Origin of the sequence: Streptomyces milbemycinicus (assembly GCF_002154605.1) — a bacterium.
GTDB classification, from domain to species: Bacteria; Actinomycetota; Actinomycetes; order Streptomycetales; family Streptomycetaceae; genus Streptomyces; species Streptomyces milbemycinicus.
Window position 1 is genome coordinate 13006 of record NZ_MUNE01000075.1, and the last position, 23039, is coordinate 36044.

At 70.8% G+C, this 23039-nt stretch carries 23 protein-coding genes and 4 tRNA genes; 16 read left to right on the top strand and 11 right to left on the bottom strand.

Annotated features, from left to right (window positions below; translation table 11 throughout):
- Positions 1-88 precede the first annotated feature (88 nt).
- The 3 genes from purL to purS are packed head-to-tail and all read right to left on the bottom strand — an operon-like array spanning position 89 to position 3338.
- The gene (gene purL, locus CCN51_RS07000; protein WP_014178310.1) at positions 89-2338 is read right to left on the bottom strand and encodes a phosphoribosylformylglycinamidine synthase subunit PurL; all 2250 of its coding nucleotides are present in this window, start codon (positions 2336-2338) and stop codon (positions 89-91) included.
- Positions 2335-3048, bottom strand: coding sequence for a phosphoribosylformylglycinamidine synthase subunit PurQ (gene purQ, locus CCN51_RS07005; RefSeq protein WP_014178309.1), 714 nt, complete (start codon positions 3046-3048; stop codon positions 2335-2337). The genes purL and purQ overlap by 4 nt, the downstream gene beginning before the upstream one ends.
- Entirely contained in the window at positions 3045-3338 is a 294-nt protein-coding gene (gene purS, locus CCN51_RS07010) for a phosphoribosylformylglycinamidine synthase subunit PurS (RefSeq protein WP_193383738.1), read from the bottom strand. Before purS ends, purQ begins: the two co-directional genes overlap by 4 nt.
- A 301-nt stretch (positions 3339-3639) precedes the next feature.
- On the opposite strand from purS, the gene CCN51_RS07015 reads away from it, so the two are divergent.
- The 8 genes from CCN51_RS07015 to CCN51_RS07050 all read left to right on the top strand — a co-directional run bounded on the left by CCN51_RS07015 (position 3640) and on the right by CCN51_RS07050 (position 8387).
- Positions 3640-3957 carry a histone-like nucleoid-structuring protein Lsr2 gene (locus CCN51_RS07015; protein ID WP_014178307.1) on the top strand — a complete coding sequence of 106 codons (318 nt, stop codon included), beginning with the start codon at positions 3640-3642 and terminating at the stop codon, positions 3955-3957.
- Between the two features lie 108 nt (positions 3958-4065).
- A tRNA-Gly gene (locus CCN51_RS07020) sits at positions 4066-4137 on the top strand.
- Between the two features lie 80 nt (positions 4138-4217).
- Positions 4218-4289 (top strand) — tRNA-Gly (locus CCN51_RS07025).
- 77 nt (positions 4290-4366) lie between these two features.
- Positions 4367-4442: transfer RNA gene (locus CCN51_RS07030), tRNA-Gly, on the top strand.
- 140 nt (positions 4443-4582) lie between these two features.
- The gene (locus CCN51_RS07035) at positions 4583-5575 is read left to right on the top strand and encodes an ABC transporter ATP-binding protein (protein WP_043487335.1); all 993 of its coding nucleotides are present in this window, start codon (positions 4583-4585) and stop codon (positions 5573-5575) included.
- The gene (locus CCN51_RS07040; RefSeq protein WP_014178305.1) at positions 5572-6396 is read left to right on the top strand and encodes an ABC transporter permease; all 825 of its coding nucleotides are present in this window, start codon (positions 5572-5574) and stop codon (positions 6394-6396) included. Before CCN51_RS07035 ends, CCN51_RS07040 begins: the two co-directional genes overlap by 4 nt.
- Before the next feature lie 54 nt (positions 6397-6450).
- Positions 6451-7770, top strand: a complete 1320-nt coding sequence (locus CCN51_RS07045; RefSeq protein ID WP_014178304.1) for a sensor histidine kinase — start codon at positions 6451-6453, stop codon at positions 7768-7770.
- A complete protein-coding gene (locus CCN51_RS07050; RefSeq protein WP_014178303.1) occupies positions 7767-8387 on the top strand; it encodes a response regulator transcription factor in 621 nt (206 codons plus the stop codon). The genes CCN51_RS07045 and CCN51_RS07050 overlap by 4 nt, the downstream gene beginning before the upstream one ends.
- A gap of 9 nt (positions 8388-8396) precedes the next feature.
- Here the strand turns inward: CCN51_RS07050 and CCN51_RS07055 are convergent, their stop codons facing one another.
- Positions 8397-9092: an alpha/beta fold hydrolase gene (locus CCN51_RS07055; RefSeq protein ID WP_014178302.1), complete on the bottom strand. Its 696-nt coding sequence runs from the start codon at positions 9090-9092 to the stop codon at positions 8397-8399.
- An 87-nt stretch (positions 9093-9179) separates the two neighbouring features.
- On the opposite strand from CCN51_RS07055, the gene CCN51_RS07060 reads away from it, so the two are divergent.
- Both CCN51_RS07060 and CCN51_RS07065 read left to right on the top strand, forming a co-directional pair.
- Positions 9180-9815, top strand: coding sequence for an alpha-ketoglutarate-dependent dioxygenase AlkB (locus CCN51_RS07060; protein ID WP_014178301.1), 636 nt, complete (start codon positions 9180-9182; stop codon positions 9813-9815).
- 116 nt (positions 9816-9931) lie between these two features.
- Positions 9932-10004, top strand: a tRNA-Gly gene (locus CCN51_RS07065).
- 46 nt (positions 10005-10050) lie between these two features.
- Here the strand turns inward: CCN51_RS07065 and CCN51_RS07070 are convergent.
- The 6 genes from CCN51_RS07070 to CCN51_RS07095 form a co-directional block, all read right to left on the bottom strand.
- A complete protein-coding gene (locus CCN51_RS07070; RefSeq protein ID WP_014178300.1) occupies positions 10051-10971 on the bottom strand; it encodes a phosphoribosylaminoimidazolesuccinocarboxamide synthase in 921 nt (306 codons plus the stop codon).
- A 94-nt stretch (positions 10972-11065) separates the two neighbouring features.
- Positions 11066-12553 (bottom strand): N,N-dimethylformamidase beta subunit family domain-containing protein, encoded by a 1488-nt coding sequence (locus CCN51_RS07075; RefSeq protein ID WP_014178299.1) that lies wholly within the window; start codon positions 12551-12553, stop codon positions 11066-11068.
- Positions 12554-12757: 204 nt separating this feature from the next.
- Positions 12758-14530 carry a hypothetical protein gene (locus CCN51_RS07080; protein WP_014178297.1) on the bottom strand — a complete coding sequence of 591 codons (1773 nt, stop codon included), beginning with the start codon at positions 14528-14530 and terminating at the stop codon, positions 12758-12760.
- A 347-nt stretch (positions 14531-14877) separates the two neighbouring features.
- Positions 14878-16158: a phosphoribosylamine--glycine ligase gene (purD, locus tag CCN51_RS07085; RefSeq protein ID WP_014178296.1), complete on the bottom strand. Its 1281-nt coding sequence runs from the start codon at positions 16156-16158 to the stop codon at positions 14878-14880.
- 83 nt (positions 16159-16241) lie between these two features.
- Positions 16242-16469, bottom strand: coding sequence for a DUF397 domain-containing protein (locus CCN51_RS07090; protein WP_014178295.1), 228 nt, complete (start codon positions 16467-16469; stop codon positions 16242-16244).
- Entirely contained in the window at positions 16466-17335 is an 870-nt protein-coding gene (locus CCN51_RS07095; protein WP_043487332.1) for a helix-turn-helix domain-containing protein, read from the bottom strand. Before CCN51_RS07095 ends, CCN51_RS07090 begins: the two co-directional genes overlap by 4 nt.
- Before the next feature lie 186 nt (positions 17336-17521).
- On the opposite strand from CCN51_RS07095, the gene CCN51_RS07100 reads away from it, so the two are divergent.
- The 4 genes from CCN51_RS07100 (at position 17522) to CCN51_RS07115 (ending at position 20624) form a co-directional block, all read left to right on the top strand.
- Entirely contained in the window at positions 17522-17980 is a 459-nt protein-coding gene (locus CCN51_RS07100; RefSeq protein WP_014178293.1) for an ATP-binding protein, read from the top strand.
- A 1529-nt stretch (positions 17981-19509) separates the two neighbouring features.
- Positions 19510-19881 (top strand): DUF4267 domain-containing protein, encoded by a 372-nt coding sequence (locus CCN51_RS07105; RefSeq protein ID WP_014178292.1) that lies wholly within the window; start codon positions 19510-19512, stop codon positions 19879-19881.
- Positions 19882-19943: 62 nt separating this feature from the next.
- Positions 19944-20438: a cupin domain-containing protein gene (locus CCN51_RS07110; protein ID WP_014178291.1), complete on the top strand. Its 495-nt coding sequence runs from the start codon at positions 19944-19946 to the stop codon at positions 20436-20438.
- Positions 20439-20516: 78 nt separating this feature from the next.
- Positions 20517-20624: a hypothetical protein gene (locus CCN51_RS07115; protein ID WP_238545425.1), complete on the top strand. Its 108-nt coding sequence runs from the start codon at positions 20517-20519 to the stop codon at positions 20622-20624.
- On the opposite strand, the gene CCN51_RS07120 is transcribed toward CCN51_RS07115, so the two are convergent.
- Positions 20599-21807, bottom strand: a complete 1209-nt coding sequence (locus tag CCN51_RS07120) for an erythromycin esterase family protein (protein WP_014178289.1) — start codon at positions 21805-21807, stop codon at positions 20599-20601. The genes CCN51_RS07115 and CCN51_RS07120 overlap by 26 nt on opposite strands.
- A 58-nt stretch (positions 21808-21865) precedes the next feature.
- On the opposite strand from CCN51_RS07120, the gene CCN51_RS07125 reads away from it, so the two are divergent.
- Together CCN51_RS07125 and CCN51_RS07130 are read left to right on the top strand one after the other, a co-directional pair.
- Complete coding sequence (locus CCN51_RS07125) at positions 21866-22618, top strand: TioE family transcriptional regulator (RefSeq protein ID WP_086859369.1); 753 nt, start codon at positions 21866-21868, stop codon at positions 22616-22618.
- 62 nt (positions 22619-22680) lie between these two features.
- Positions 22681-23039: DinB family protein (locus CCN51_RS07130; protein WP_143675738.1), on the top strand; the 359-nt coding region annotated here is incomplete at its 3' end.

The window sequence follows — 23039 nt, forward strand, 5'->3', positions numbered from 1 at the left end:
GCTCCCTGTGTGACGGCAGGGAACGGGGCTTGTTTTATGCCTCAGGCGCGCTTACGTCTCAGGCGCTCATGTCTCAGGCGCTCATGTCTCAGGCGAGCAGGCCCGGGATCGTCGCCTCGTGTGCTTCCTTGAGCTCCGCCAGCGGAATGCTGAACTGGCCCTGGACGTCGATCGCGTCCCCGTCCACCACGCCGATCCGGGCCGCCGGAAGCCCCCGCGCCCCGCACATGTCGTTGAAGCGGACTTCCTCGCTGCGCGGAACGGCCACCACGGCCCGGCCCGCCGACTCCGAGAGCAGGAAGACGAAGGGGTCAAGGCCGTCGGGTACGACGATCCGGGCGCCCTTGCCGCCGCGCAGACACGACTCGACGAGCGCCTGGATCAGACCGCCGTCGGACAGATCGTGCGCCGCGTCGACCATGCCGTCACGCGAGGCCGAGATCAGGATCTCGCCGAGCAGCCGCTCACGCTCCAGGTCCACCTTCGGCGGCAGCCCGCCGAGGTGGTCATGGACGGTCTGCGACCAGGCCGAACCGCCGAACTCCTCCTCGGTGTCGCCGAGCAGGTACAGCAGATGGCCCTCGTCCGCGAAGCCGATCGGGGTACGGCGCGCCACATCGTCGATCACGCCGAGGACGGCGACGACCGGCGTCGGGTGGATGGCCACGTCCCCGGTCTGGTTGTAGAGGGAGACATTGCCGCCGGTGACCGGGGTGCCCAGGGTCAGACAGCCGTCGGCCAGACCACGGGTGGCCTCGGCGAACTGCCACATGACCGCGGAATCCTCGGGCGAGCCGAAGTTCAGGCAGTCGGAGATCGCCAGCGGCTTCGCGCCGGAGGCGGCGACATTGCGGTACGCCTCGGCGAGCGCGAGCTGCGCGCCCGCGTACGGGTCGAGCTTGGCGTAGCGGCCGTTGCCGTCCGTGGCGACCGCGACGCCGAGGCCGGTCTCCTCGTCGATACGGACCATGCCGGAGTCCTCGGGCTGGGCGAGAACCGTGTTGCCCTGCACGAAGCGGTCGTACTGGTCGGTGATCCAGGACTTGGATGCCTGGTTCGGCGCGGAGACCACCTTGAGGATCTGCTCGCGCAGCTCGCCGGAGGTCGCCGGGCGCGGCAGCTTGTTCGCGTCGTCGGCCTGCAGCGCGTCCTGCCACTCCGGGCGGGCGTACGGGCGCTCGTACACCGGGCCCTCGTGGGCGACGGTGCGCGGCGGGACGTCGACGATCTGCTCGCCGTGCCAGAAGATCTCCAGCCGCTCGCCCTCGGTGACCTCACCGATGACAGTGGCGATGACGTCCCACTTCTCGCAGATCTCCAGGAAGCGGTCGACCTTGTCGGGCTCGACAATCGCACACATCCTTTCCTGCGACTCGCTCATGAGGATCTCCTCGGGCGAGAGGGTCGCATCGCGCAGCGGCACGGTGTCCAGCTCGACCCGCATACCGCCGGAGCCGGCCGAGGCCAGCTCGCTGGTGGCGCAGGAGAGCCCGGCGCCGCCGAGGTCCTGGATGCCGGCGACCAGGTTCTCCTTGAAGATCTCCAGGGTGCACTCGATGAGCAGCTTCTCCTGGAAGGGGTCGCCGACCTGGACGGCGGGGCGCTTCGTGGGCTTGGTGTCATCGAAGGTCTCGGAGGCGAGTACGGAGACGCCGCCGATGCCGTCGCCGCCGGTACGGGCGCCGTAGAGGATGACCTTGTTGCCCGTGCCCGAGGCCTTGGCGAGGTGGATGTCCTCGTGCTTCATGACGCCCACGCACAACGCGTTGACCAGCGGGTTGCCCTGGTAGCAGGGGTCGAAGACGACCTCACCGCCGATGTTGGGCAGGCCCAGGCAGTTGCCGTAGCCGCCGACGCCCGCGACCACACCGGGCAGCACCCGCTTGGTGTCGGGGTGGTCGGCGGCGCCGAAGCGCAGCGGGTCCATCACGGCGACCGGGCGGGCGCCCATGGCGAGGATGTCGCGGACGATGCCGCCCACGCCGGTGGCCGCGCCCTGGTACGGCTCGATATAGGAGGGGTGGTTGTGCGACTCGACCTTGAAGGTGACCGCATAGCCCTGGCCGACGTCGACCACGCCCGCGTTCTCGCCGATGCCGACGAGCAGCGCGTCGGAGGCCGGAGCCTTGTCGCCGAACTGCCGCAGATGGACCTTGCTCGACTTGTACGAGCAGTGCTCGGACCACATGACGGAGTACATGGCCAGCTCGGCGCCGGTCGGGCGGCGGCCGAGGATGGCGCGGATGCGCTCGTACTCGTCCTGCTTGAGGCCGAGCTCGGCCCAGGGCTGCTGGACGTCCGGGGTCTGCTCGGCGTGCTTGACCGTATCCAGGCTCATGCGTCGACCAGCTTCTTGAGGATCGAGGTGAAGAATCCGAGCCCGTCGGTACCGCCGGTGCCGATCAGCGGCTCGACGGCGTGCTCGGGGTGCGGCATGAGGCCGACGACATTGCCCGCCTCGTTGGTGATGCCGGCGATGTCACGCAGCGAACCGTTCGGATTGCTGCGTTCTTTGGGGGGATACCCCCCAAGCCCCCCGCCGCGATAACGGACGACCACACGGCCCTCGGCTTCAAGTTCATCCAGAACCCGCTCGTCGGCCACATAGCGGCCGTCGATGTTCTTGAGCGGGATGTTGATCTCCTGGCCCTGCTCGTAGGAGCGGGTCCAGGCGGTCTCGGCGTTTTCCACCCGCAACTTCTGATCACGGCAGATGAAGTGCAGATGGTTGTTCCGCAGCATCGCACCGGGCAGCAGATGAGTCTCGGTGAGAACCTGGAAACCATTGCAGATGCCAAGTACGGGCATGCCCGCCTTCGCCTGCTCGATCACCGACTCCATTACCGGGGAGAAGCGGGAGATCGCTCCGGCCCGCAGATAGTCGCCATACGAGAAGCCACCCGGCAGCACGACCGCGTCGACCTGCTTGAGGTCCTTGTCGCGGTGCCACAGCGGTACGGCGTCCAGCCCGGCGACCCGGACCGCGCGCTGGGTGTCGCGGTCGTCGAGCGTGCCGGGGAAGGTGATGACTCCGACGCGTGCGGTCACGACTCCGCCTGCGCGGCGAGGGCGGCGTCCGCGGCCTGGTCGGCCTCGATCCGCACGGTGAAGTCCTCGATCACGGTGTTGGCGAGGAAGGTCTCCGCGATCTCGCGGATGCGGGCGAGGGCGGCATCGTCGACCGGGCCCTCCACCTCGAGTTCAAAGCGCTTGCCCTGACGGACGTCGGCGATCCCTTCGAAACCGAGACGGGGCAGTGCACGCTGCACCGCCTGTCCCTGGGGGTCGAGGATCTCCGGCTTGAGCATGACGTCGACTACGACGCGTGCCACTGGCACTCCCGGTGGTGTGGTGCTGGTGCGTAAGGCGGTCCGCCCAGCGTACCCCGGAGAAAAGTCTACACGGGTAGATAAGGGCCGCCTTCCGTCACGTTTAAGCATCGGCGCCACCATCCACTGGGGAAAGTTCCAGGAAAAACGTATGGTCCCGATTGCGGCATGACACGCGGGCAGAATTAGTGGGGCTTCACAATGCATTGCTCGCCGCTGTACAAATGAAAAAGCATTGTTCACTAACAACAGGACAGCTGCCATCTTTGCACGTCAACGCATCGATGCAGCCCGAAAGGACCGATATCCCGTGGCGCAGCGCGTAGTAGTCACGCTCTCCGACGACATCGACGGGGGTCAGGCGGAGGAGACGGTCTCGTTCGGACTTGACGGCAGGGCGTACGAGATCGACCTCAACGCTGCCAATGCGGAGAAACTCCGCGGCCTTCTCGAGCCCTACGTGGAAGCCGGCCGCAAGCGGGCCCGCTCCGGCAAGGCCTACCGCCGCACCTCCGTCGCCCCCGACCCGGCCGCGGTCCGCGCCTGGGCGCGGTCGCACGGCATGGAGGTCCCGCCGCGCGGCCGGATCCCCAAGAAGGTCTACGAGGCGTTCAACCAGTCGAACTGAGCGGCCACTGAGCGGCCTCCGCCGCCGAGTTGCACACCCACCCTGGTGATCCGCTAGAGTCTGGATCACGCCGAGGGGCGAGGCCGGAAGGCAAACCCCGAGGAACATGCGGGTGTAGCTCAGTAGTAGAGCGCCCTCTTTCCAAGAGGGAGGCGCAGTGTGCAATCCCTGTCACCCGCTCTCATCGCCTTACCGAACCACTCCGGTGGATCGGGTAGGGTGATGGACACACCGATCGGCGAGAGCCGGTCGGATGCCATGCGGGTGTAGCTCAGTAGTAGAGCGCCCCCTTTCCAAGGGGGAGGCGCAGTGTGCGATCCCTGTCACCCGCTCTCATCATCGCCTCGACCACTTCGGTGGATGAGGTAGAGTGATGCCGCGCCGACTGGTGAAAGTCAGTCGGATGCATGCGGACGTGGCTCAGTTGGTAGAGCATCACCTTGCCAAGGTGAGGGTCGCGAGTTCGAATCTCGTCGTCCGCTCCATAGCCCTGAGGCGCCGGTCGAATCGACCGGCGCCTCAGGGCTTTTCTGGCCTTCTGGTCTCCCCTCCTGCTGACATTTGTCATCCGGGCCCATGACAGCCCGCACTACCCGCGCCCCTCGGACGCCGGAAGCCTGGAGACATGGAACTCGGGGACAGTGCGCTGAGCGACAGCGCGATAGACGTCACAGAACTTCGACGCAGGTACGGGCGCCCATCCGGCCCTTCGTCTGCCCAGGGCTACGAGGCGGTGCGCGGCGTCTCCTTCTCGGTCGAGCACGGCGAACTGTTCGCGCTGCTGGGCACGAACGGCGCCGGAAAGACCTCCACCGTCGAGCTGCTGGAAGGCCTGGCCGCCCCGACCGGCGGCCGGGTGCGGGTGCTGGGCCGTGACCCGTACCGCGAGCGGGCGGAGGTCCGGCCGCGGATCGGGGTGATGCTGCAGGAGGGGGGCTTCCCGTCCGAGCTGACCGTGAGCGAGACCGTACGGCTGTGGGCCGGGTGCACCAGCGGGGCGCGGCCGGTCGGTGAGGCCCTGGAGCTGGTGGGGCTCGAACGGCGCCGGAACGTACGGGTCAAGATGCTCTCCGGCGGCGAGCGGCGCCGCCTGGACCTGGCGCTCGCGCTGCTCGGCCGCCCGGATGTGCTCTTCCTCGACGAGCCGACGACCGGCCTCGACGCGGAGGGCCGGCGGGAGACCTGGGAGCTGGTGCGCTCCCTGCGCGACCAGGGCACCACGGTGCTGCTGACCACGCACTATCTGGAGGAGGCCGAGGCGCTGGCCGAACGGCTCGCGATCATGCACGAAGGGCGGATCGCCGCCTCCGGGCGGGTCGCGGACATCGTGGCCGAGCGGCCCTCGCAGCTCTCCTTCGCGCTCCCGGCCCCCCTCTCCGCCGCCGATCTGCCCTCGCTCGCCCAGCTCGGCGCCGCCGAGCGCGAGACGGACGGGCGGACGGTACGGCTGCGCACCCGCGACCTGCAGCGCACGGCCACCGAAGTGCTGGTGTGGGCGCGGGACAAGGGGCTCGAACTCGGCGGGCTCGACGCCCGGTCGGCGTCGCTGGAAGAGGCATTCCTGCATATCGCCCAGGGCCTGGAGAAGACGGAAACGGCGGAGGGGAACGCCCGATGACCACGACCCACACCACCACCGGCGCCACCACCACCGGCGCCACGACGACCGCCGCCCGCACGACCGCGCGCACCCGCGTCGCCTCCCTCGCCCGCGCCGAACTGACGCTGCTGGTGCGGAACAAGGCCGCGCTGACCTACGCCCTGCTGCTGCCCGGTTCGCTCACCCTCAGCATGACCACCTTCACCGGCGACATCGACCTCGACAAGGCCGGTCTGGACCTGCCCACGCTGGTTCTCCCCGGCTCGATCGGCCTGGCGCTGGTCCTCGCCGTCTATATGAACCTCGTGGGCGTCTACGTCGTCCGGCGCGAGGAACTGGTCCTCAAGCGGCTGCGTGCCGGTGAGCTGACCGACCCGGAAATCCTGGCCGGGGCGGCGCTCCCCGCCCTGCTGATGGGGCTGGTGCAGTGCGTGCTGATGGTCGCCGCGGTGGGCCCGGCGCTGGACGCGCCGATGCCCAAGGCGCCGCTTCTGGCCGTGCTCGGGGTGGTGGCCGGACTGGCCCTCATGGCCACGCTGGCCGCCGCGACCGCGGCCTTCACCAAGACCGCGGAGTCCGCGCAGCTGACCCCCATGCCGGTGATGCTGGTGTCGATGATGGCCTCGGGCCTCTTCGTACCGCTCGACATCATGCCGGACCGGGTGGCGGCGGTGTGCGAATGGGCGCCGCTGACCCCGGTGATCGACCTCGTACGGGCCGGGTGGACCGGCGGGATGGGCGCGGGCGAGGCGCTGAAGGCCCTGGCCACGGCGGCGGCCTGGACGGCCCTGGCAGGGTGGACCGTACGCCGGCGGTTCCCCTGGGAGCCTCGGCGCTGATCGGTCGTGGTCGTCTGTGGTGACTGAGGTGACTGAGGTGGAGGGACGGGGTTGGTGATACGCCGATGGAAGCGGCGCAGCCAGCAGGTGCGCGTGGAGCTGTTCACCCGGTGGACCCTGTACTCGCTGCCCTGGATCATGCTGATCGTCATGGCGGGTCCGCTGCCCGACAGACTGCGGCTGGGCCCGTCGGCGACCGGGCTGACCTGGACGCAGCTCGGCCTGGCGATGGTCCAGAACGTGCTCGCCATTCCGCTGCTGCGGCGGGGGATCGAACACCGGCGGTGCGAGCGCGAGGTGCCGCAGGGGCTGTTGGCGCTCTCCGCCGTGCCGATGGTGGCGGGGCAGGGTGCGGGGGTGGCGCTCCTGACCGTGGCCGGGGCGTCGGACGGCACGGCGTTCATGACGGCGGCGACGGTGAACACGCTGCCGTTCTCCCTCTCAAGCGCCCTCCTGCTGTCCCCCCGCACCTTCACCCTGGTGCACGCGGGGATCGGCGCGGCGACGTTCGCGGCGCTGGCTGTCGCGGGGGTGGAAGCCTTCATATTGGTGGCGTCCGCCCTTGCGGTGCTCCTCATGGCCGCGCTGTGCGCGTTCTCGGTCCGCAGCTCCATCTGGATGCTGGAGGTGCTGTGGGAGCTGGACGCGAGCCGCGGGGTGCAGGCGCGGCTCGCGGTGGCGGAGGAGCGGCTGCGGTTCGGCCGCGATCTGCACGACGTGATGGGCCGGAACCTGGCGGTGATCGCGCTCAAGAGCGAGCTCGCGGTGCAACTGGCGCGGCGCGGACGGCCGGAGGCCGCCGAGCAGATGGTGGAGGTGCAGCGGATCGCGCAGGAGTCACAGCGGGAGATCCGGGACGTGGTGCGCGGCTATCGGGCGGCGGATCTGCAAGTGGAGCTGGCCGGAGCCCGGTCGGTGCTGCGGGCGGCCAAGGTCGACTGCCGTATCGACTACCAGCTCCCGGACGAGGGTGACGCCGAAGGCGAAGGCACACAGCCCGCTTCGGCGGTGCGGTCCGCGCTGGCGTGGGTGGTGCGTGAGGGCACGACCAATGTGCTGCGCCACGCGGAGGCGGCCCGCTGCACGGTGCGGGTGCAGATGGGCCGGGCGGCGGACGGGGCCCGTACGGCGGTGCTGGTCATGGAGAATGACGGGGTGCCGCAGGCCGAGCCACGCGTGCCCGGTACGTCGGGCAACGGCACGTCGGGCAGCGGCACGTCGGGCAACGGGCTCAAGGGGCTGCGGGAGCGGCTGGCGCCGCTGGGCGGCACGCTGTGGTCGGGCCCCGGGGAGGGCGGTACATACCGGCTGCGGGCCGAACTCCCGCTGGAAGGACACAAGGGGAACAACGGGCATGAGGGGGACGGCGTATGAGCGGGACGTCCGCGATCCGGGTGCTGCTCGCGGATGACGAGCATCTGATCCGGGGCGCCCTCGCCGCCCTGCTATCCCTCGAAGAGGATCTGCTGGTGGTCGCGGAGGCCGCGTCCGGTCCGGAGGCACTGGCCATGGCCCGGGCGCACCGGCCCGATGTGGCGGTGCTCGATCTGCAGATGCCGGGGGCGGACGGGGTGTCGGTGGCCGCCTCCCTGCGGTCGGAGCTGCCCGGCTGCCGGTCCATGATCGTGACCAGCCATGGCCGTCCGGGCCATCTCAAGCGAGCGCTGGAGGCCGGGGTACGGGGCTTTCTGCCCAAGACGGCGTCGGCGCAGCGGCTCGCCGAGATCATCCGCACGGTGCACGGCGGCAACCGCTATATCGACCCCGACCTGGCGGCCGACGCGATCAGCGCGGGCGACTCCCCGCTGACCGCGCGGGAGGCGGAGCTGCTGGAGCTGGCGGCGGACGGCGCGTCCATCGCGGAGATCGCCCAGCGGGCCGCGCTGTCGCAGGGGACGGTCCGCAACTATCTGTCCTCCGCCGCGTCCAAGATCCCGGCCGAGAACCGCCACGCGGCGGCCCGTACGGCGCGCGAGCGCGGCTGGATCTAGCGACTTGATCTAAGCGACTGCCTCGCGCAGGATCCGGGCCAGCTCCTGGGGCTGGGAGAGCATCGGCCAGTGGCCGGTGTCCATCTCGACCAGCCCCCACCGCTCGCTCTTCAGCAGCTCGACCACGTCCTCGCTCGGCTGGGGCCAGTCGAGCAGGCACTTGATGTACGTCGTCGGCAGCTCGCCGAGCGGGCGCGACAGCTGGGCCGGTTCGATCAGGGAGGCGCCCGGATGCGGGGTCGAGCGGTCGACGATACGGGCGATCTGCTCGTCGGTGAGGCCCTGACCGGCGAAGTCGGCCGCGGGGGGCACCGCCCAGAAGCCCCCGGTCCCGGCCATCGATGCCTCGATCTGCGCCCGCCCCTCCGGCCAGGCCGAGACGAACGACCCCCCGTCGGCCGGCACATTGGCATCGACGAACACCACATGGGCCAGCCGGTCGCCGATCCGCTCGGCGGCCTGGCCGACCGGGATGCCCGAGTAGCTGTGGCCGACCAGCACGACATCGCGCAGATCGAGACGCTCGACCTCGCCGACGATGTCCGCCACATGCGTCTGCTGCCCGGCCGGCCCGCCCCGCTTCTCGGCCACCCCGGACAACGTCAGCGCATGGGCGCCGTGCCCGGCCGCCCGTAGCCCGGGCACCACCTCGTCCCACGCCCACGAGCCCAGCCACGTACCCGGCACCAGTACGAATTCAGCCATGCGGGGAAACGTAGCGCAGGGATACGACGACCCGCAGCCCGACCATCAAATCGCACACATATTCGGTTATCCGGTTACCCTGGACCCATGCCCCCGTACCCCCAAGGCCTCCAGGGCTCACTCTTCGACCAGGCCGACGACATCCGTCTCGGCCCGCTGGGCGATATGCGCAGGACGGCGCTCGGCGACGGGGCCTGGATCGATCTGCTGCCCGGGTGGCTGAGCGGGGCCGACGCCCTGTTCACGCGCCTCGCCGACGAGGTGCCCTGGCGGGCGGAGCGGCGCCATATGTACGACCAGGTCGTGGACGTACCGCGGCTGCTCGCCTTCTACGGCGCCGACGACCCGCTGCCGCACCCCGTCCTCGACGAGGCGCGGGCCGCGCTCTCCGCGCACTACGCCGTCGAGCTGGGCGAACCGTTCACCACCGCCGGGCTCTGCTACTACCGGGACGGCCGGGACAGCGTGGCCTGGCACGGCGACCGGATCGGCCGGGGCGCCCGCGAGGACACCATGGTCGCGATCCTTTCCGTGGGCGCACCGCGCGACCTCGTGCTGCGCCCGCGCCACGGCGGGGCCGGCGTGCGGCAGCCGCTCGGGCACGGCGATCTGATCGTGATGGGCGGCTCCTGCCAGCGGACCTGGGAGCATGCGATCCCCAAGAGCACCCGGGCCACGGGGCCGCGGATCAGCATCCAGTTCCGGCCGCACAACGTCGCCTGATGGCGGGAACCGGGCCCGCGCGGGGAACGAGGTAGTTCCCTCGTCCCGGGTTTGGTTATAGTGGAGGCGCGCCGGACGGAATCCGTCCCGAATCCGGACGGAAGTATCCGGCGCATGCGGACGTAGCTCAGTTGGTAGAGCGCAACCTTGCCAAGGTTGAGGTCGCGAGTTCGAGCCTCGTCGTCCGCTCCGTTGGGGAAGGCCCTGGCCACGTCGGCCAGGGCCTTCGCCGTTGTCAGGACCAGCGGATGCCGGTCAGGCGCTCGTACGCCTCCACGTACTTCGCCCGCGTCCGCTCCACGATCTCCTCCGGCAGCGGGGGCGGCGGCTGCTCGCTGTGCCGGTCCCAGCCTGAGGCCGCGGAGGTCAGCCAGTCGCGGACGAACTGCTTGTCGAACGACGGCTGCGGGCGCCCCGGCTGCCACTGGTCGGCGGGCCAGAAGCGGGAGGAGTCGGGGGTCAGCACCTCGTCGGCGAGGACCAGCTCATGCCCGTCCGCACCGCCCTCGGCCAGCGCATGGCCGAACTCGAACTTGGTGTCGGCGAGGATGATCCCCCGGTCGCGCGCGATATCGCGGCCCCGGTTGTAGACCGCGAGGGTGGCCTGGCGCAGCTGGGTGGCGGTCTCGGTGCCGACCCGGCGGGCCACCTCCTCGTACGGCACGTTCTCGTCGTGCTCGCCGACCTCGGCCTTGGTGGCCGGGGTGAAGATCGGGGAGGGCAGCTCGGAGCCGTCGGCCAGGCCCTCGGGCAGGGCGATCCCGCAGACCGTACGGCTCTCCCGGTACTCGGTCAGGCCCGAGCCGGTCAGATAGCCGCGGGCCACGCACTCCACCGGAAGCATGCTCAGCGACTGGCACACGAGCGTGCGGCCCGCCCAGTCGGCGGGGGCGCCCTCGGGCACCTCGGTGGACAGGACGTGGTTGGGCACGACATCGATCAGCTGGTCGAACCACCACAGGGAGAGCTGGGTGAGCACCCTGCCCTTGTCGGGGATCTCGGTCGGCAGTACCCAGTCATAGGCGGACATCCGGTCGCTGGCGACCATGACCAGGTCGCCCTTCTCGTTCCGGTAGAGGTCGCGCACCTTGCCTGTGTGCAGATGCACAAGGCCGGGCACCTCCACCGGCTCGGGCTTCTCCACGAATCCGGACACGAAGTTCCTCCTGTGGTTTGTCCAAGACCCCACGATTCTGCCCCACGTCCCACCGCCCGGCCGAAGCGGGGCGCACCGGGCGTGGCCTGGCACTTCAGCCCCGTTTGCAGATGCGGTCCAGGAGGTTGGCCGTCGCCCGCTGCACCCGTACGTCGGTGTGGCCGGGCCGGTCGAGCGCCGGGGTCCAGGCGAAGGTGCCGGAGGCGAAGACGAGCGCTCCGCTGGGCGCGCGGTACAGCGAGGTGTCCTGGTGCCGGACGGCCCCCTCGGCGTCCCGGTACGGGGAGTGGGCGAGCAGGATCCGGCGCAGATGCGCGGGCAGGCAGGTGCGCGGAAAGTAGCGGTCGGCCTCGCCCGCGACGAGGCCGGGCAGCTCGTCGCCCTCGTCGGCGCCGGTCGCCTCCCACAGCCAGTGGCTCGCGTTCCGCACGATCAGCGGGGTCGGCTCGGGCACCGGGCCCACGTACTGGATGCCCAGCAGCTGCTGCTCGGGCGTCGTCTCCCGCCACAGCGCGGAGCGGCCGGGGCCGCGGCGCTTATGGCAGGTCAGCAGGCGGTCCGGGCCGGAGGGCGAGGGTACGAGGCCCACCTGCCAGTACATGGTGTTGGCAGAGAGGAAGACCAGCGAGGTGCCGCCGTCGCGGGCCTCCTCGACGGTGCGCCGCAGCGGGGCCGACCAGTACTCGTCATGGCCGGGGAAGACCAGACCGCGGTAGCGGGTCGGGTCGATGCGGCCCGCGTGCAGATCGCGGGTCTCGGCATACGCGAGGTCGTAGCCCATCCGCTCGGCGAAGCGGATGAAATCGTACGCGTGGCCCACGTGCAGCGGCAGCCCGGCGCCCGCGTACGGCCGGTCGAAGGAGACCGTGACCGCCGCCCGCGACTCACCGAGCAGCCGGCCGCGCTCGTCCCACGCGTGGTACAGGCTGGCGCCGGTCCGGCCGTCCTCCGGATAGAGGTTGTACGCCTGCCAGGTGATGTCCGGGAGGACGAGGAGGAGATCGGCGGGGTGGGTGTCGCGGACGGTGAAGGGGATGTGGTTGCGGTAGCCGTCGGCGGTGGTCAGCACGGCGACATACGCGCCGGGGTTCCAGTACGAGGGGATCTGGAGCCGCCAGGACAGCCACCAGTGGTGGCAGGAGACGGTGCGGTCGGCGGCGAGCGGGGACGGCTGGACGATACCGGCCAGCCGCGGGCTGCTGGTCATCTTGGCCGCGCCGTCGCCGCCGTAGTGGCCGATGCGGTAGACGTCCACGCTGAACTGCTGGGGCGGGTCGACGGTGATCCGGAAGTCGATGGACTCGCCGGGGGCGGCGGCGGAGGCCGAGGTGAAGCCCTTGATCTGGCGGTGTACGTCGTCGGCGGTCCGGGTGGAGGGGATATGGCCGGGCCCGGGGCCGACGGTCTCAGCGGCCCCCGTAGCCGGGTCGTGGTCCACGTACCACGGGACCAGGCGGCCCGTCTCGCTGAAGTAGGTCTGCCTGCCCCGCAGCCAGGGCAGCGGGCCCTGCCCAAAAGGGTCCGTCACCGCATGTGCGAGCGCTCCCGACTCCCAGCGCCCGACCGGTTCCGTGGCATCCACGACTGGCTCCCCTCCCTGCCTTCCCTGCCTCCCCTGGCGGCATATCGCCACCAGCCCCAGCACATCACATTACGCACTCACTCCATCACTGATCGTCGCGAATTTGCCGAACCCAGACCCAGGGCGTTCCCGCCTGAGTGTCATCCGGGCGGACCTTGATGAGCGCGCTGAGCAGCGAGATCGCGCGGGCGGCGGCGCCCGGCGTCACACCAGCCGGACCGGCTTCTCCGGCCGTACGCCCACCTCGCCGAGCCAGGCACGCAGCGGCTCGGCGTCCCCGTCCTCGACCAGGCTCAGCACCGAATGCGCCAGATCGGCCCGCCGCCGCCCGCCGAACAGCAGCGCGGGCCCGTCCAGCCAGTCGAGCCCCGGCGCCGCGCCCGCGGTGTCTATGGCGGCACAGCACACCATGGCCGTGACGTGGTCGGCCAGCAGCTCCCGGCCGGTACGGGGCGGCTGCAGCGGGAAGAGCGGCGCGAAACCGTCGATCCACGGGTCACCGCCGCCGGATCCGGCGCCCGGTTCCGTAAGGGCGCCGCCCCGGTCGGTCGCCCGGGCGGCCTCCTCGCGGGCCACCTCCGCGCTGAGCCGGGCCGCGACCTCCTCACCGAGCTCCCCCGTCGGGGCGAGGCCGGGGGCGGCGGTGAGCCGGCCCATGACGCGGGCGAGGGTGGGCGCGTCAGGCTCGGGCTCCGGGCCCTGACCGCTCGTCGCCTCACGGGGCGCCGCGCGGCGCGGTCCGGGGCCGCCGGAGCGGGGCTGCTCATCGAGCACACGGTGCAGCCGGGCGGCCTCCACACGCCATTTGCGGTCCACGACCTCCTCCGGATACTCGCCCCAGTCGACCGGCGCCCAGTCCGGGCCCGGCTCGCTCGGGCCGCCGTGGAACAGCCTGGCGGCCAGCAGGGACGTCGCCTCGTCGATCAGCCCCGGCTCCTCCAGCAGATCGCAGGCGGGCCGCTCACTGAGCCGGGAGGCGAACCCCTCGGCCAGCCGGTCGCGGCGGGAGAGCTCGGTGAGGGCCGCGACCACGCCCGCGTCCAGCCGGGACGGCCAGCGGCCCATCCGCCACGCGGGCAGCGCAACCCTGGTCAGCAGCCGGTCCCACCCCGCGTACGCCAGGCCGACCTGCTCCTGGGCCACGATCCGCAGGCCGTAGTCGACGGTCTGGGCGCGCTCCGAGGCGGCGGCGGCGACGGCCCGCTCCATCTCGGCGGCGTGGTCCCGGCAGCCGCGCAGCAGCAGCCGGGCGATCCAGCCGAGGAACGCGAGGGCGGGGCGGCGCACCGCCCGGCCGAGAGCCGCGACAGGGGCCTCCCCGGCCTTGCCCGCGCCCCCGGAGCCCCGGGCGGCGACGGCGACGGCGGCGTCCAGACCACGGACGAAGCGGCGGGCGGCCGCTATGTCCGGGTGTACGGAGGGGCCGGTGCCCGCGACGACGGGCGCGAGCAGGGCGCGCAGCTCGGCGACCCGCATCCACCACAGGAACGGCGAGCCGATGACCAGCACAGGGGCCTGCGCACCCCGCCGCTCGCCTCTCCCCACGACCGAAGCACCGGCGGGCACGCTGCCCATGCCGCCGCCTGTCTTGGCACCGCCGCCCTTGGCGCCGTGCGCCCGATGCGTACGGTCCTCCAGCCAGCTGTCGCAGTCCGGGGTGAGCGCTATCGCGGACGGGGCGGGCACCTCCAGCCGATCGGCCAGGTCGCGGACCAGGCGGTAGAGGTCCGGGGCCGTCTCCTCGGCGATGGGCACGGTGGGACTGAGCGCCGGTCTGGCCCGGACCACCACGGCGGCCACGGCCGCCGCCAGCAGCAGGACCACCACGGCCCCGCCGACCACCGCCCAGCGGACGGCGGTCCACTCCTCGCCATGGGAGCCGCCGAGCCGCCCCGTGGCCCCGCCGACCAGCAGTACGGCGGCGACCGCCGCCGGGAGAAGCGCGACCGCGAGCGCGGTGCTCCGGATCCGCAGCACCGCGAGAGCACGAGCACGCGCTGAAAGCGCGCCTGCTTCCGGACCTGCCACGGTTCCATCACCCCCTGCTGTCCAGCCATGAATGAGCGGACGACGGTGGTGTTGTGCCCTTACTCCCCCCACTGTCGCACCGGCCGCCCGCGCCGCAACGCCGGTGGGCCAGTTGCCGCACCGCGCCTGAGCGGCACACTAGTTGGGGGTCCGCGCATGCGTCAGCAGGTTGCCGGGAGGGCTCACCCGATGGAATGGCCTTGGCCAGAACCGGGAACTTCTCGAGGAACCTTCTGGACGCTTACAGGTCCCCCTCGACCGGTTCTCGACCCGTTCTCGACCGGGCCTCAAGAGCCTCAGGCCGATGCCGTCCCGGGTCCGGCCTCCTCCGCCGCCTTGGCGGCGATGTCCGAGCGGTGGTGGGAGCCGTCCAGGCCGATCCGGGCGACCGCGCGGTACGCCCGTTCGCGCGCCTTGACCAGATCCGAGCCGGTCGCGGTCACGGACAGCACCCGGCCACCCGCGCTCACCACGTCACCCGACGCAACGTCCCGCTTGGTGCCCGCGTGCAGGACGTACGCCTTGGGCGCGTCCTGCTCGGCCACCTCTCCCAGACCGGTGATCGGATCGCCCGTACGGGGCGTCCCCGGATAGTTGTGTGAGGCGACCACGACGGTCACCGCCGCGCCATCGCTCCAGCGCAGCGGCGCCAGCGAGTCGAGTCGACCGGTCGCGGCGGCCAGCAGCACACCGGCCAGCGGAGTCTTCAGCCGGGCCAGGACCACCTGGGTCTCCGGGTCGCCGAAGCGCGCGTTGAACTCGATCACCCGCACCCCGCGCGAGGTGATCGCCAGCCCCGCGTACAGCAGCCCCGAGAACGGCGTCTCCCGGCGGCGCAGCTCGTCCACGGTCGGCTGCAACACGGTCGCCAGCACCTCGTCGACCAGCTTGGGGTCCGCCCACGGCAGCGGGGAGTACGCACCCATACCGCCCGTGTTCGGGCCCTCGTCGCCGTCGTAGGCGCGCTTGAAGTCCTGAGCCGGCTGCAGCGGCACGACCGTCTCGCCGTCCGTGACGGCGAAGAGCGACACCTCCGGGCCGTCCAGGTACTCCTCGATCACCACCCGCCCGCACGCCAGCGCGTGCTCGCGGGCAGTGGCGATGTCGCTGGTCACGACGACGCCCTTACCGGCCGCCAGCCCGTCGTCCTTGACCACGTACGGCGCGCCGAAGGCGTCCAGCGCCTCGTCGATCTCCGCCTCGTCCGTACAGACGTAAGCGCGCGCGGTGGGCACGCCCGCCGCCGCCATCACATCCTTCGCGAACGCCTTCGACCCCTCCAGTTGCGCCGCCTCGGCGGACGGCCCGAACACCGGGATCCCCCGCGCGCGCACCACATCCGCCACCCCCGCCACCAGCGGAGCCTCCGGGCCGACCACCACCAGCTCCGCCTCCAGCGAGGCGGCCAGCTCGGCGACGGCCACGCCGTCGAGGGCGTCGACCGTATGCAGCTCGGCGACCTCCGCGATGCCGGCGTTGCCGGGCGCGCAGTGCAGAGCCGTCACGTCGGGGTCGAGGGACAGTGCGCGGCACAGGGCGTGTTCGCGGGCGCCGCTGCCGATGACGAGGACCTTCACGGTGAGCAGCCTATTGCCTCACCCCCCGGTCGCTCCGCTCCGGGGGCCCGGCCGCGCCTTGCGGGCGGCCGGGCGGGGGTGACTTACAGCTCGCCGGAGCGGACGCCCTTACGGAAGGCGTCCCACTCCTCGGCGGTGTAGCGCAGGGCCGGGAAGGCGGGGTTCTTCGAGTCGCGGATGGCGACGCCGCCGCCGGGGAGATCGGTGATCTCGACGCACTGGTTGCCGCCACTACTGAACCGCGACTTGCGCCACTGCGCCGCGCTCAGATCTATCGCGTAAAGGTCATCCTTGCGGCCAGGGGTGCTCACGTCATGTTCCTTTCGAGCAGGGCCTTGATGGTCTCCAGGGAATCATCCACGGAAAGCGCCGCCGCGACGATACGTTCGAACGCCATCTCGAAGAGCCTCGCGTCCTCGGCGCCCTCCAGGAAATAGCCGCCCTGGATGTTCTCGACGTTGACCACGGTGGGCCAAGGCTGTGGGAACCGCACCACTTCGAAGATCCCGAGCATCCCCGGATGCGGCGTCGAGTTCAGCGGCATGATCTGGATGGTGATGTTGGGCAGCTCCGACATGTCCAGCAGATGCCGCAGCTGCTCCCGCATGAGGGCCGGGTACGAGGCGAAGCGCTGGTACAGCGCCGCCTCGTGGATCACGGCCCACAACTTCGTCGGGTTGCCTGGCCGGGTGAGGATGGCCTGCCGCATCTTGCGGACCTCGGCCAGGGCCATCACTTCTTCTGTGGTGTGCGTCATGGCCGTGGCGGCGATGATCTCGCGCGCATAGGTGCCGGTCTGCAGCAGACCGTGGATCAGGCCCGGAGCGTAGACGTGCATGCTCTCCGCGTCGGATTCCAAGGTCAGAAAGTCCTTGTACGCGAGCGACACAACATCCCCGTACGCCCGCCACCAGCCCTGCTTCCCCGCGTCGCGTGCCAGGTCGATCAGCGCGGAGATGATGTCCGGGTCCGTCACTCCGTACAGCTTCAGGAGCGTGTCCACCTCCGGCACCGGCATGCGCGCCTTGGCGTTCTCGATGCGGGACATCTTGCTCAGATCCCAGCCCATCGCCTCAGCGGCCCGCTCCAGGCTCATGCCCGCGCCGCGACGGTAAGTACGTAAAGCCTCGCCGAGGCGACGCCTTCTGAGAGTTGGTACTGCCCGGGAATTCGGCATGGCTCTTTTCAGCCCTCCAAGGTGCTCCGCAAGGGTCCCCGGTGCAGTTTCACACCCCGTAGGTTCGCAAGTCGATAGAACATCCTTTCTTTCTTTTGGAATTTGACGCTCCAAGCTTGCCGGTAAATCTGCCGCCGGTGCATTCTTCCTGCACGCCACGAGCAAACTCATGCCGCTGGAGCTGCCATGCCTGCGCCGCTGAACCCCCAACTCCCCACCCCCGGACCGGTCATCAGCAGCGCCATAGCGTCCAGGACCGGCCACCCCGCCTACAGTCAAACCCTCCCCTGCGAGCCGGAATCCGCCCGCCGCGCCCGCCTCCTCGTGCGCACCGCCTGCGACACCTGGCACCTGCCCGGCCTCGCCGACCGCGCCGCGCTGGTGATTTCGGAGCTTGTGAGCAACTCCGTCGAGCACAGCGGCAGTCGGGCCATGCGCGTGACCGTCTCCCGCCCCGCGCCCGACCGGGTGCGGCTGTCCGTGGTCGACCGGTCCCACGCCAAACCCGCCGCCCGCACGGCCTCCGAGGACGACGAGCACGGCCGCGGCCTGGCGCTCGTCGAGGCGGTCTCCGACCGCTGGGGCACGGATCCGCTCCGCTGGGGCAAGCGGGTCTGGGCGGAGTGCGCCCTGGAGGCGCGCTGACCTCACACTGCACGCGAAGGAAGGGTGCTTCGCAGGTACGGGTGTGGGCGCGCTTCGCTTCGCTGCGCTTGTGCCTATGCGCCGTCTCGCGGCATTCGTCTCACGCGGGCGCGGCTTTCGTCTCGGACCCTCCGGGTCCAAAGCGCCAGCAGGAGGAGGGAAGGGGGGCGGCCGGCCCGGTGTCCCGGTTCCTCGACCCGGCGGGCGGCTGAGCTCACGACAGGCTCCGCTGCGCTCCGCCGCGACTGCTGCCGCGCGGTGGCCAACCGGTCCATCCAGCGGTGCGCTGATCCAGGGCCCGGGAGCGCGACGAACAGACGAGCACAATGGGGCGGGACCGGCCCTCCCCCACCCCCTCTTAAATAATCGCTTGCTCTACATCAAGCATTATCGCTTGTTCTGCATCAAGCATTTTTTTGAGAGGGGGTGGGTGGAGGGCCTGAACCGGACCGGCATCCACCGCTCCGGGCGACCATCCACCGTTCCGCCACCCGTCGGCCGGTGAGGGCCCGTTGAGCTGGACGGCAACGATGCCTCCGACGCCCCTCCCCTCCCCGCTACCAGCCGCTTTGCGCCAAAGGCGCGAGACGATGCCCGCTCACGGCGGCCGGGCCATGCCGTCCAGCGGCGTTGGCCCGTCCGTCGCGCTCCCACGCCACCCAGTCGAGCGCACCGCTGGACCGACCGGCTCGCCCCCGCGCGGCAGCAGTTGCGGCGGAGCGCAGCGGAGCCAGTCTTGAGCTCAGCCATCCACCGAGCCGAGGAACCGGGACAACGGGCCAGCCGCCCCCTCCCCCCTTCTCGCCGGCGCTTTGGACCCGGAGGGTCCGAGACGAAAGCCGCGCCCGCGTGAACCGAATACCGCGAGACGGCGCACAGGCGCCCACCCCGACTCTCGGCAGACGGCTGTTCCCGGCGTCATCCGTCACGAGACAGCAGCGCTTCCCAACCGAGTCCGGCCACGGCAGCAGGCGGGGCCTCGCGCTCATGTCACCGCCGCCTTCGCGCCGCACCCGACAGCCCACACTGTTGCCGTCGTTCGTGCACGATGACGTACAGCCGGACAAGACCCGTGCCCGCGACATCCGCACCACGCGGCAGCCATGCGTAAGCCAGGGGGACACTCGCCAGACGAACCGTCGGCGTATCCGCACACTGGACGTCTGGCCGGATTCCAACTGCCCGATGCCGCCCTGGAGGAGGACGCCATCGGGACTTGGCAGCAGGCCTGGTCGCCCCCTCAGACCACGTTCGGTCCGACCGTCGCTCCGGGCAGGCAACTGATACGGCTCGGCAACCCCAACGGGCCGAGCTGAGCCCTGCCTACGGGCGGATGATGCCCGGTTGGCTGCCGCCGCGGGGGCCGGAGCCGACAGCCGGGCCATGCGCGCCCGGCGATCAGCGAGGCCGCCTCCGACTTCTGGGGACCGTGCGGGGCACCACCCATCCGTATAGCGACGCTAGATTTCCTGTCGGCGACCTGATAGCGTCGACCATGTTCCTAGCGTCGCTAGCAAACGGGAGAAACCATGCTCACGCCCATCGCCTACGGACTGGCCGTCTTCCTCACCCTCTTCGTCGTCTTCATCGGCGCGCGGTTCCTGGTGAGCCCCCAGGCAGCCGCAACCGGCTTCGGCGTACCCGCCAAGCAACACGGAGACGCCGCCTACCTGACGGTGAAGGGCCTGCGCGACCTCACCTCGGGCGTGATCGGCCTCGCCCTGCTCGCCTTCGCGGACGCCCACGCCGTGGGCTGGTACATGCTGGCCGTCGCACTCACCCCACTCGGCGACACTCTGATCGTCCTGCGCAACGGCGGCACCAAAGCGGCGGCCTTCGGTATCCACTTCGCCACCGCCGTGGTCGTCCTCATCAGCGCCGCGCTCCTCTTCGCCGTCTGAAGCCGCTTCGCCGTCTGAATCTCAGAACCCATCGCCCAAATCCCCCAAAGGGAGCTACACAGATGTCTCTGATCGTGCCGGAATTCAACGAGTCCGTGATCGTCCGCGACGCCGAGGCCGAGGTGATCGGCCAGGCCCCGACCACCATCAAGCTGCTGGCCGACAGCGGCTCGACCGGCGGCGCGCTGTCCACTCAGCGGGTCACGCTGACCGACGGCGCGGACGGTGCCAGGCCGCATCACCACGCCAATTCCGCCGAGTTGTTCTACATGCTGGACGGCACCGCGCAACTGCTGTCCGGCGAGCAGGTCGTGACCGCCGAACGCGGCGATCTGGTCATCGTCCCGCCCGGCCTCGCACACGCCTTCGCCGCCGCACCGGGGCACAACGCCGACATCCTTATCGTCATCACCCCCGGCGTCGAGCGGTTCGAGTACTTCCGCCACCTGGAGCGCATCGCCTACGGGAAGGTGCCGCCGGAAAGTCTGCTGGAGGTCCAGGAGCTCTACGACACCTACTTCCGCACCAGCGTCCCCTGGGACCAGGCCCGATCCTGAGGGAACACCACACGCAGCAACACGCCCCGGGGAGCCCGTACGGCCGCGGAGCTGTCCAAGCGCTACGAGCGCGTGCAGGTGTGCGCCGACAACCAGCAGGTGGTGCACCGCTCCGAGATCGTGATGATCGCCGTACGCCACCAGGACCGGCACGAAGCGCTCACCGATCTGAGGGGACGTCCTTGACGAACACGATCCCGTCGTAGTCGGCCAGGCGGGCCGGGTCGAGGGGGGCGTAGCCGAACCAGGGGGAGACGCGGGCGGCGGGCCGCGGGTCGGCGAGGGAAGTGGCCAGCTGGGGCGTGTCGATGAGGTAGCGGTCCTCCGGGAGGGCGTACAGGAGACCTTCGAGGGTGTCCGGGGGCGGGGTGTCCACACCCTGGTGCCGGATCGTGCCGAGCGCCGTGGCCACGAAGGCATACCCGCCGCCCAGGTGGGCGTTCACCAGCGCGCCCGCGCTCCACCACTCCAGCAGCGGGTGGTCCCACATCCGCATCGTGCTCTTCTCCCGCTGGAGATGGGAGTTGTGGGCGTGGATGAGTGCCGGGCCCCGTTCGACGATGGCGAGGAGGTTGTCGGCCATCATCCGGTCCCGCAGGCCCAACAGCCGCGTCATGCGGGCCGGTGAGGTGTCGGCCATCCAGTAGTGGTAGCGCAGCAGGCCGGTGGCGGTGCGCCCGTACAGACGGGCCCGGTCCCAGGCCTCCCGCGAGGTCGCCGCGATCAGGTGCGGTGTCTGCTCGTCGAACAGCGCCACCAGATCGTCGGCGAGCAGCCGCAGCTCCCTGGCCTCGGCCGACTGCCCCACGGACTGGGCCGGTTCCATCATCGCGGCGGGATTGGTCCACTGGTCGTCGGCGCCGAGCAGGCGGTCGAGCGTTTCCGCGGTGCAGGGGAGCAGGTCCGCGTGCACGTGGGCCGCGAGGTAGCCGTGGAGTGCGGTGAGGGCCTGCCGGGGGCTCGCGGCGCCGCTGATCTCCAGCGGGCCGTCGATACCGGCGAAGCGCAGCCGCTCGGGCTCGGGCCGGCCGTCGTTGTACTCCCTTATCCAGCGGACGAGTTCACGGTTGGCCGCGGACGCACCCCATTCGTGGCTGAATCCGCGCTCCATGACGTCGTCGAGGGTGCCCGTGCCCGAGGTGACGTAGTCGTCCACGACCAGGCCCATCATGCAGTCGCTCTCGATCGCGATCGTCCGGTAGCCCTCCTGCTCGACGAGTTGGCGGAAGAGATCGTTGCGCACATCGAGCAGCGTGTCCTCGCCGTGGGTGGGCTCGCCCAGGGCGAGCAGCCGGGGCCGGGCCGGAAACAGCCTCATGACGGCTTCGGCCTCGACGGCATGGGTGGTGTCCTTGATGTCGGTAGCCATGCCTTAAACGGTATCGTTGAACCTCCGGTTGAAACTTTTCCGCGATATCGGCAGGACCATGGGGCAAAACCTTCAAAACGGCGAACGGCTCAGGCCCGTTGACCTGGCGCGCGGGCACGGTCTGTCCACGCAGGCGATCAGAAACTACGAGGAGGCCGGCATCCTTCCGGCCGCCGATCGCACACCCCACGGCTACCGCACCTATACGCCACTGCACGCGCGGGCCCTGGACGCGTTCCTCGCTCTGGTGCCCGGCCACGGCCACCACACGGCGACGTCGATCATGCGGGCGGTGAACGAGGGCGCGGTCGACGAGGCGTTCCGCCTCATCGACGAAAGCCACGCCCAACTGCTCGACGACCGGCGGACCCTCCAGGCCGTGGAGAGCGCCCTCCGCGACCTGGCGCCCACGACGTCCACACCCGACCCGGCGGTGTCCGGGCCCGTCCCGGCGGTGTCCGGGCCCGGCGGCACCTTCATCGGACCGCTGGCCGAAGAGCTCGGCCTCCGGCCCGCGACGCTGCGCAAATGGGAGCGCGCCGGTCTGGTCCGCCCGCCCCGCGACCCGCTGACCGGGTACCGCGTCTACGACGAGGCCGCCGTACGGGACGCCCGCCTCACCCACCAACTCAGGCGCGGCGGCTACCTGCTGGAGCAGATCGCCCCGCTGATCGCCCAGGTGCGGGCGGCCGGCGGGCTCGAGCCGCTGGAGGCCGCGCTGCGCGACTGGCACGGCCGGCTGTCCGCCCGCGGGCGGACGATGCTGACCGGGGCGGCCGAGCTGGAGGCGTATCTGCGCGAATGCGAGTGACAGCGTCGGTCGCCGGGGCCGGATTACCCGCGCTGTCAGTGCCGCCTGCGACACTGCCCACCATGCCGGAATCGAATGCGAAGGCCAATCTCCGCCGCTATCTGGGCAGCGCCCGCGAGGCCCTGCTGTGGAAGCTCGACGGACTCTCGGAGTACGACATCCGCCGCCCGCTGACGCCGACGGGCACCAACCTCCTGGGGCTGGTCAAGCATGCCGCCGGAGTGGAGGTGGGCTACTTCGGCGACGTCTTCGGACGGCCGTACGACGAGCCGCTGCCCTGGATGGCAGAAGGCGCCGAGCCCAACGAGGACATGTGGGCGACCGCCGACGAGTCGCGCGAGGACATCGTCGGGATGTACCAGCGCGTATGGACCCATGCGGACGCCACGATCGAGGCGCTACCGCTCGACGCGAGCGGTCA

What these genes read in the sequence shown, in the direction of transcription:
- purL (WP_014178310.1), bottom strand. Translation starts at nt 2,338, where the DNA reads ATGAGCCTGGATACGGTCAAGCACGCCGAGCAGACCCCGGACGTCCAG.
- CCN51_RS07035 (WP_043487335.1), top strand. Translation starts at nt 4,583, where the DNA reads ATGGAACTCGGGGACAGTGCGCTGAGCGACAGCGCGATAGACGTCACA.
- CCN51_RS07040 (WP_014178305.1), top strand. Translation starts at nt 5,572, where the DNA reads ATGACCACGACCCACACCACCACCGGCGCCACCACCACCGGCGCCACG.
- CCN51_RS07050 (WP_014178303.1), top strand. Translation starts at nt 7,767, where the DNA reads ATGAGCGGGACGTCCGCGATCCGGGTGCTGCTCGCGGATGACGAGCAT.
- CCN51_RS07055 (WP_014178302.1), bottom strand. Translation starts at nt 9,092, where the DNA reads ATGGCTGAATTCGTACTGGTGCCGGGTACGTGGCTGGGCTCGTGGGCG.
- CCN51_RS07060 (WP_014178301.1), top strand. Translation starts at nt 9,180, where the DNA reads ATGCCCCCGTACCCCCAAGGCCTCCAGGGCTCACTCTTCGACCAGGCC.
- CCN51_RS07095 (WP_043487332.1), bottom strand. Translation starts at nt 17,335, where the DNA reads ATGCCGAATTCCCGGGCAGTACCAACTCTCAGAAGGCGTCGCCTCGGC.
- CCN51_RS07100 (WP_014178293.1), top strand. Translation starts at nt 17,522, where the DNA reads ATGCCTGCGCCGCTGAACCCCCAACTCCCCACCCCCGGACCGGTCATC.
- CCN51_RS07105 (WP_014178292.1), top strand. Translation starts at nt 19,510, where the DNA reads ATGCTCACGCCCATCGCCTACGGACTGGCCGTCTTCCTCACCCTCTTC.
- CCN51_RS07110 (WP_014178291.1), top strand. Translation starts at nt 19,944, where the DNA reads ATGTCTCTGATCGTGCCGGAATTCAACGAGTCCGTGATCGTCCGCGAC.
- CCN51_RS07120 (WP_014178289.1), bottom strand. Translation starts at nt 21,807, where the DNA reads ATGGCTACCGACATCAAGGACACCACCCATGCCGTCGAGGCCGAAGCC.
- CCN51_RS07125 (WP_086859369.1), top strand. Translation starts at nt 21,866, where the DNA reads ATGGGGCAAAACCTTCAAAACGGCGAACGGCTCAGGCCCGTTGACCTG.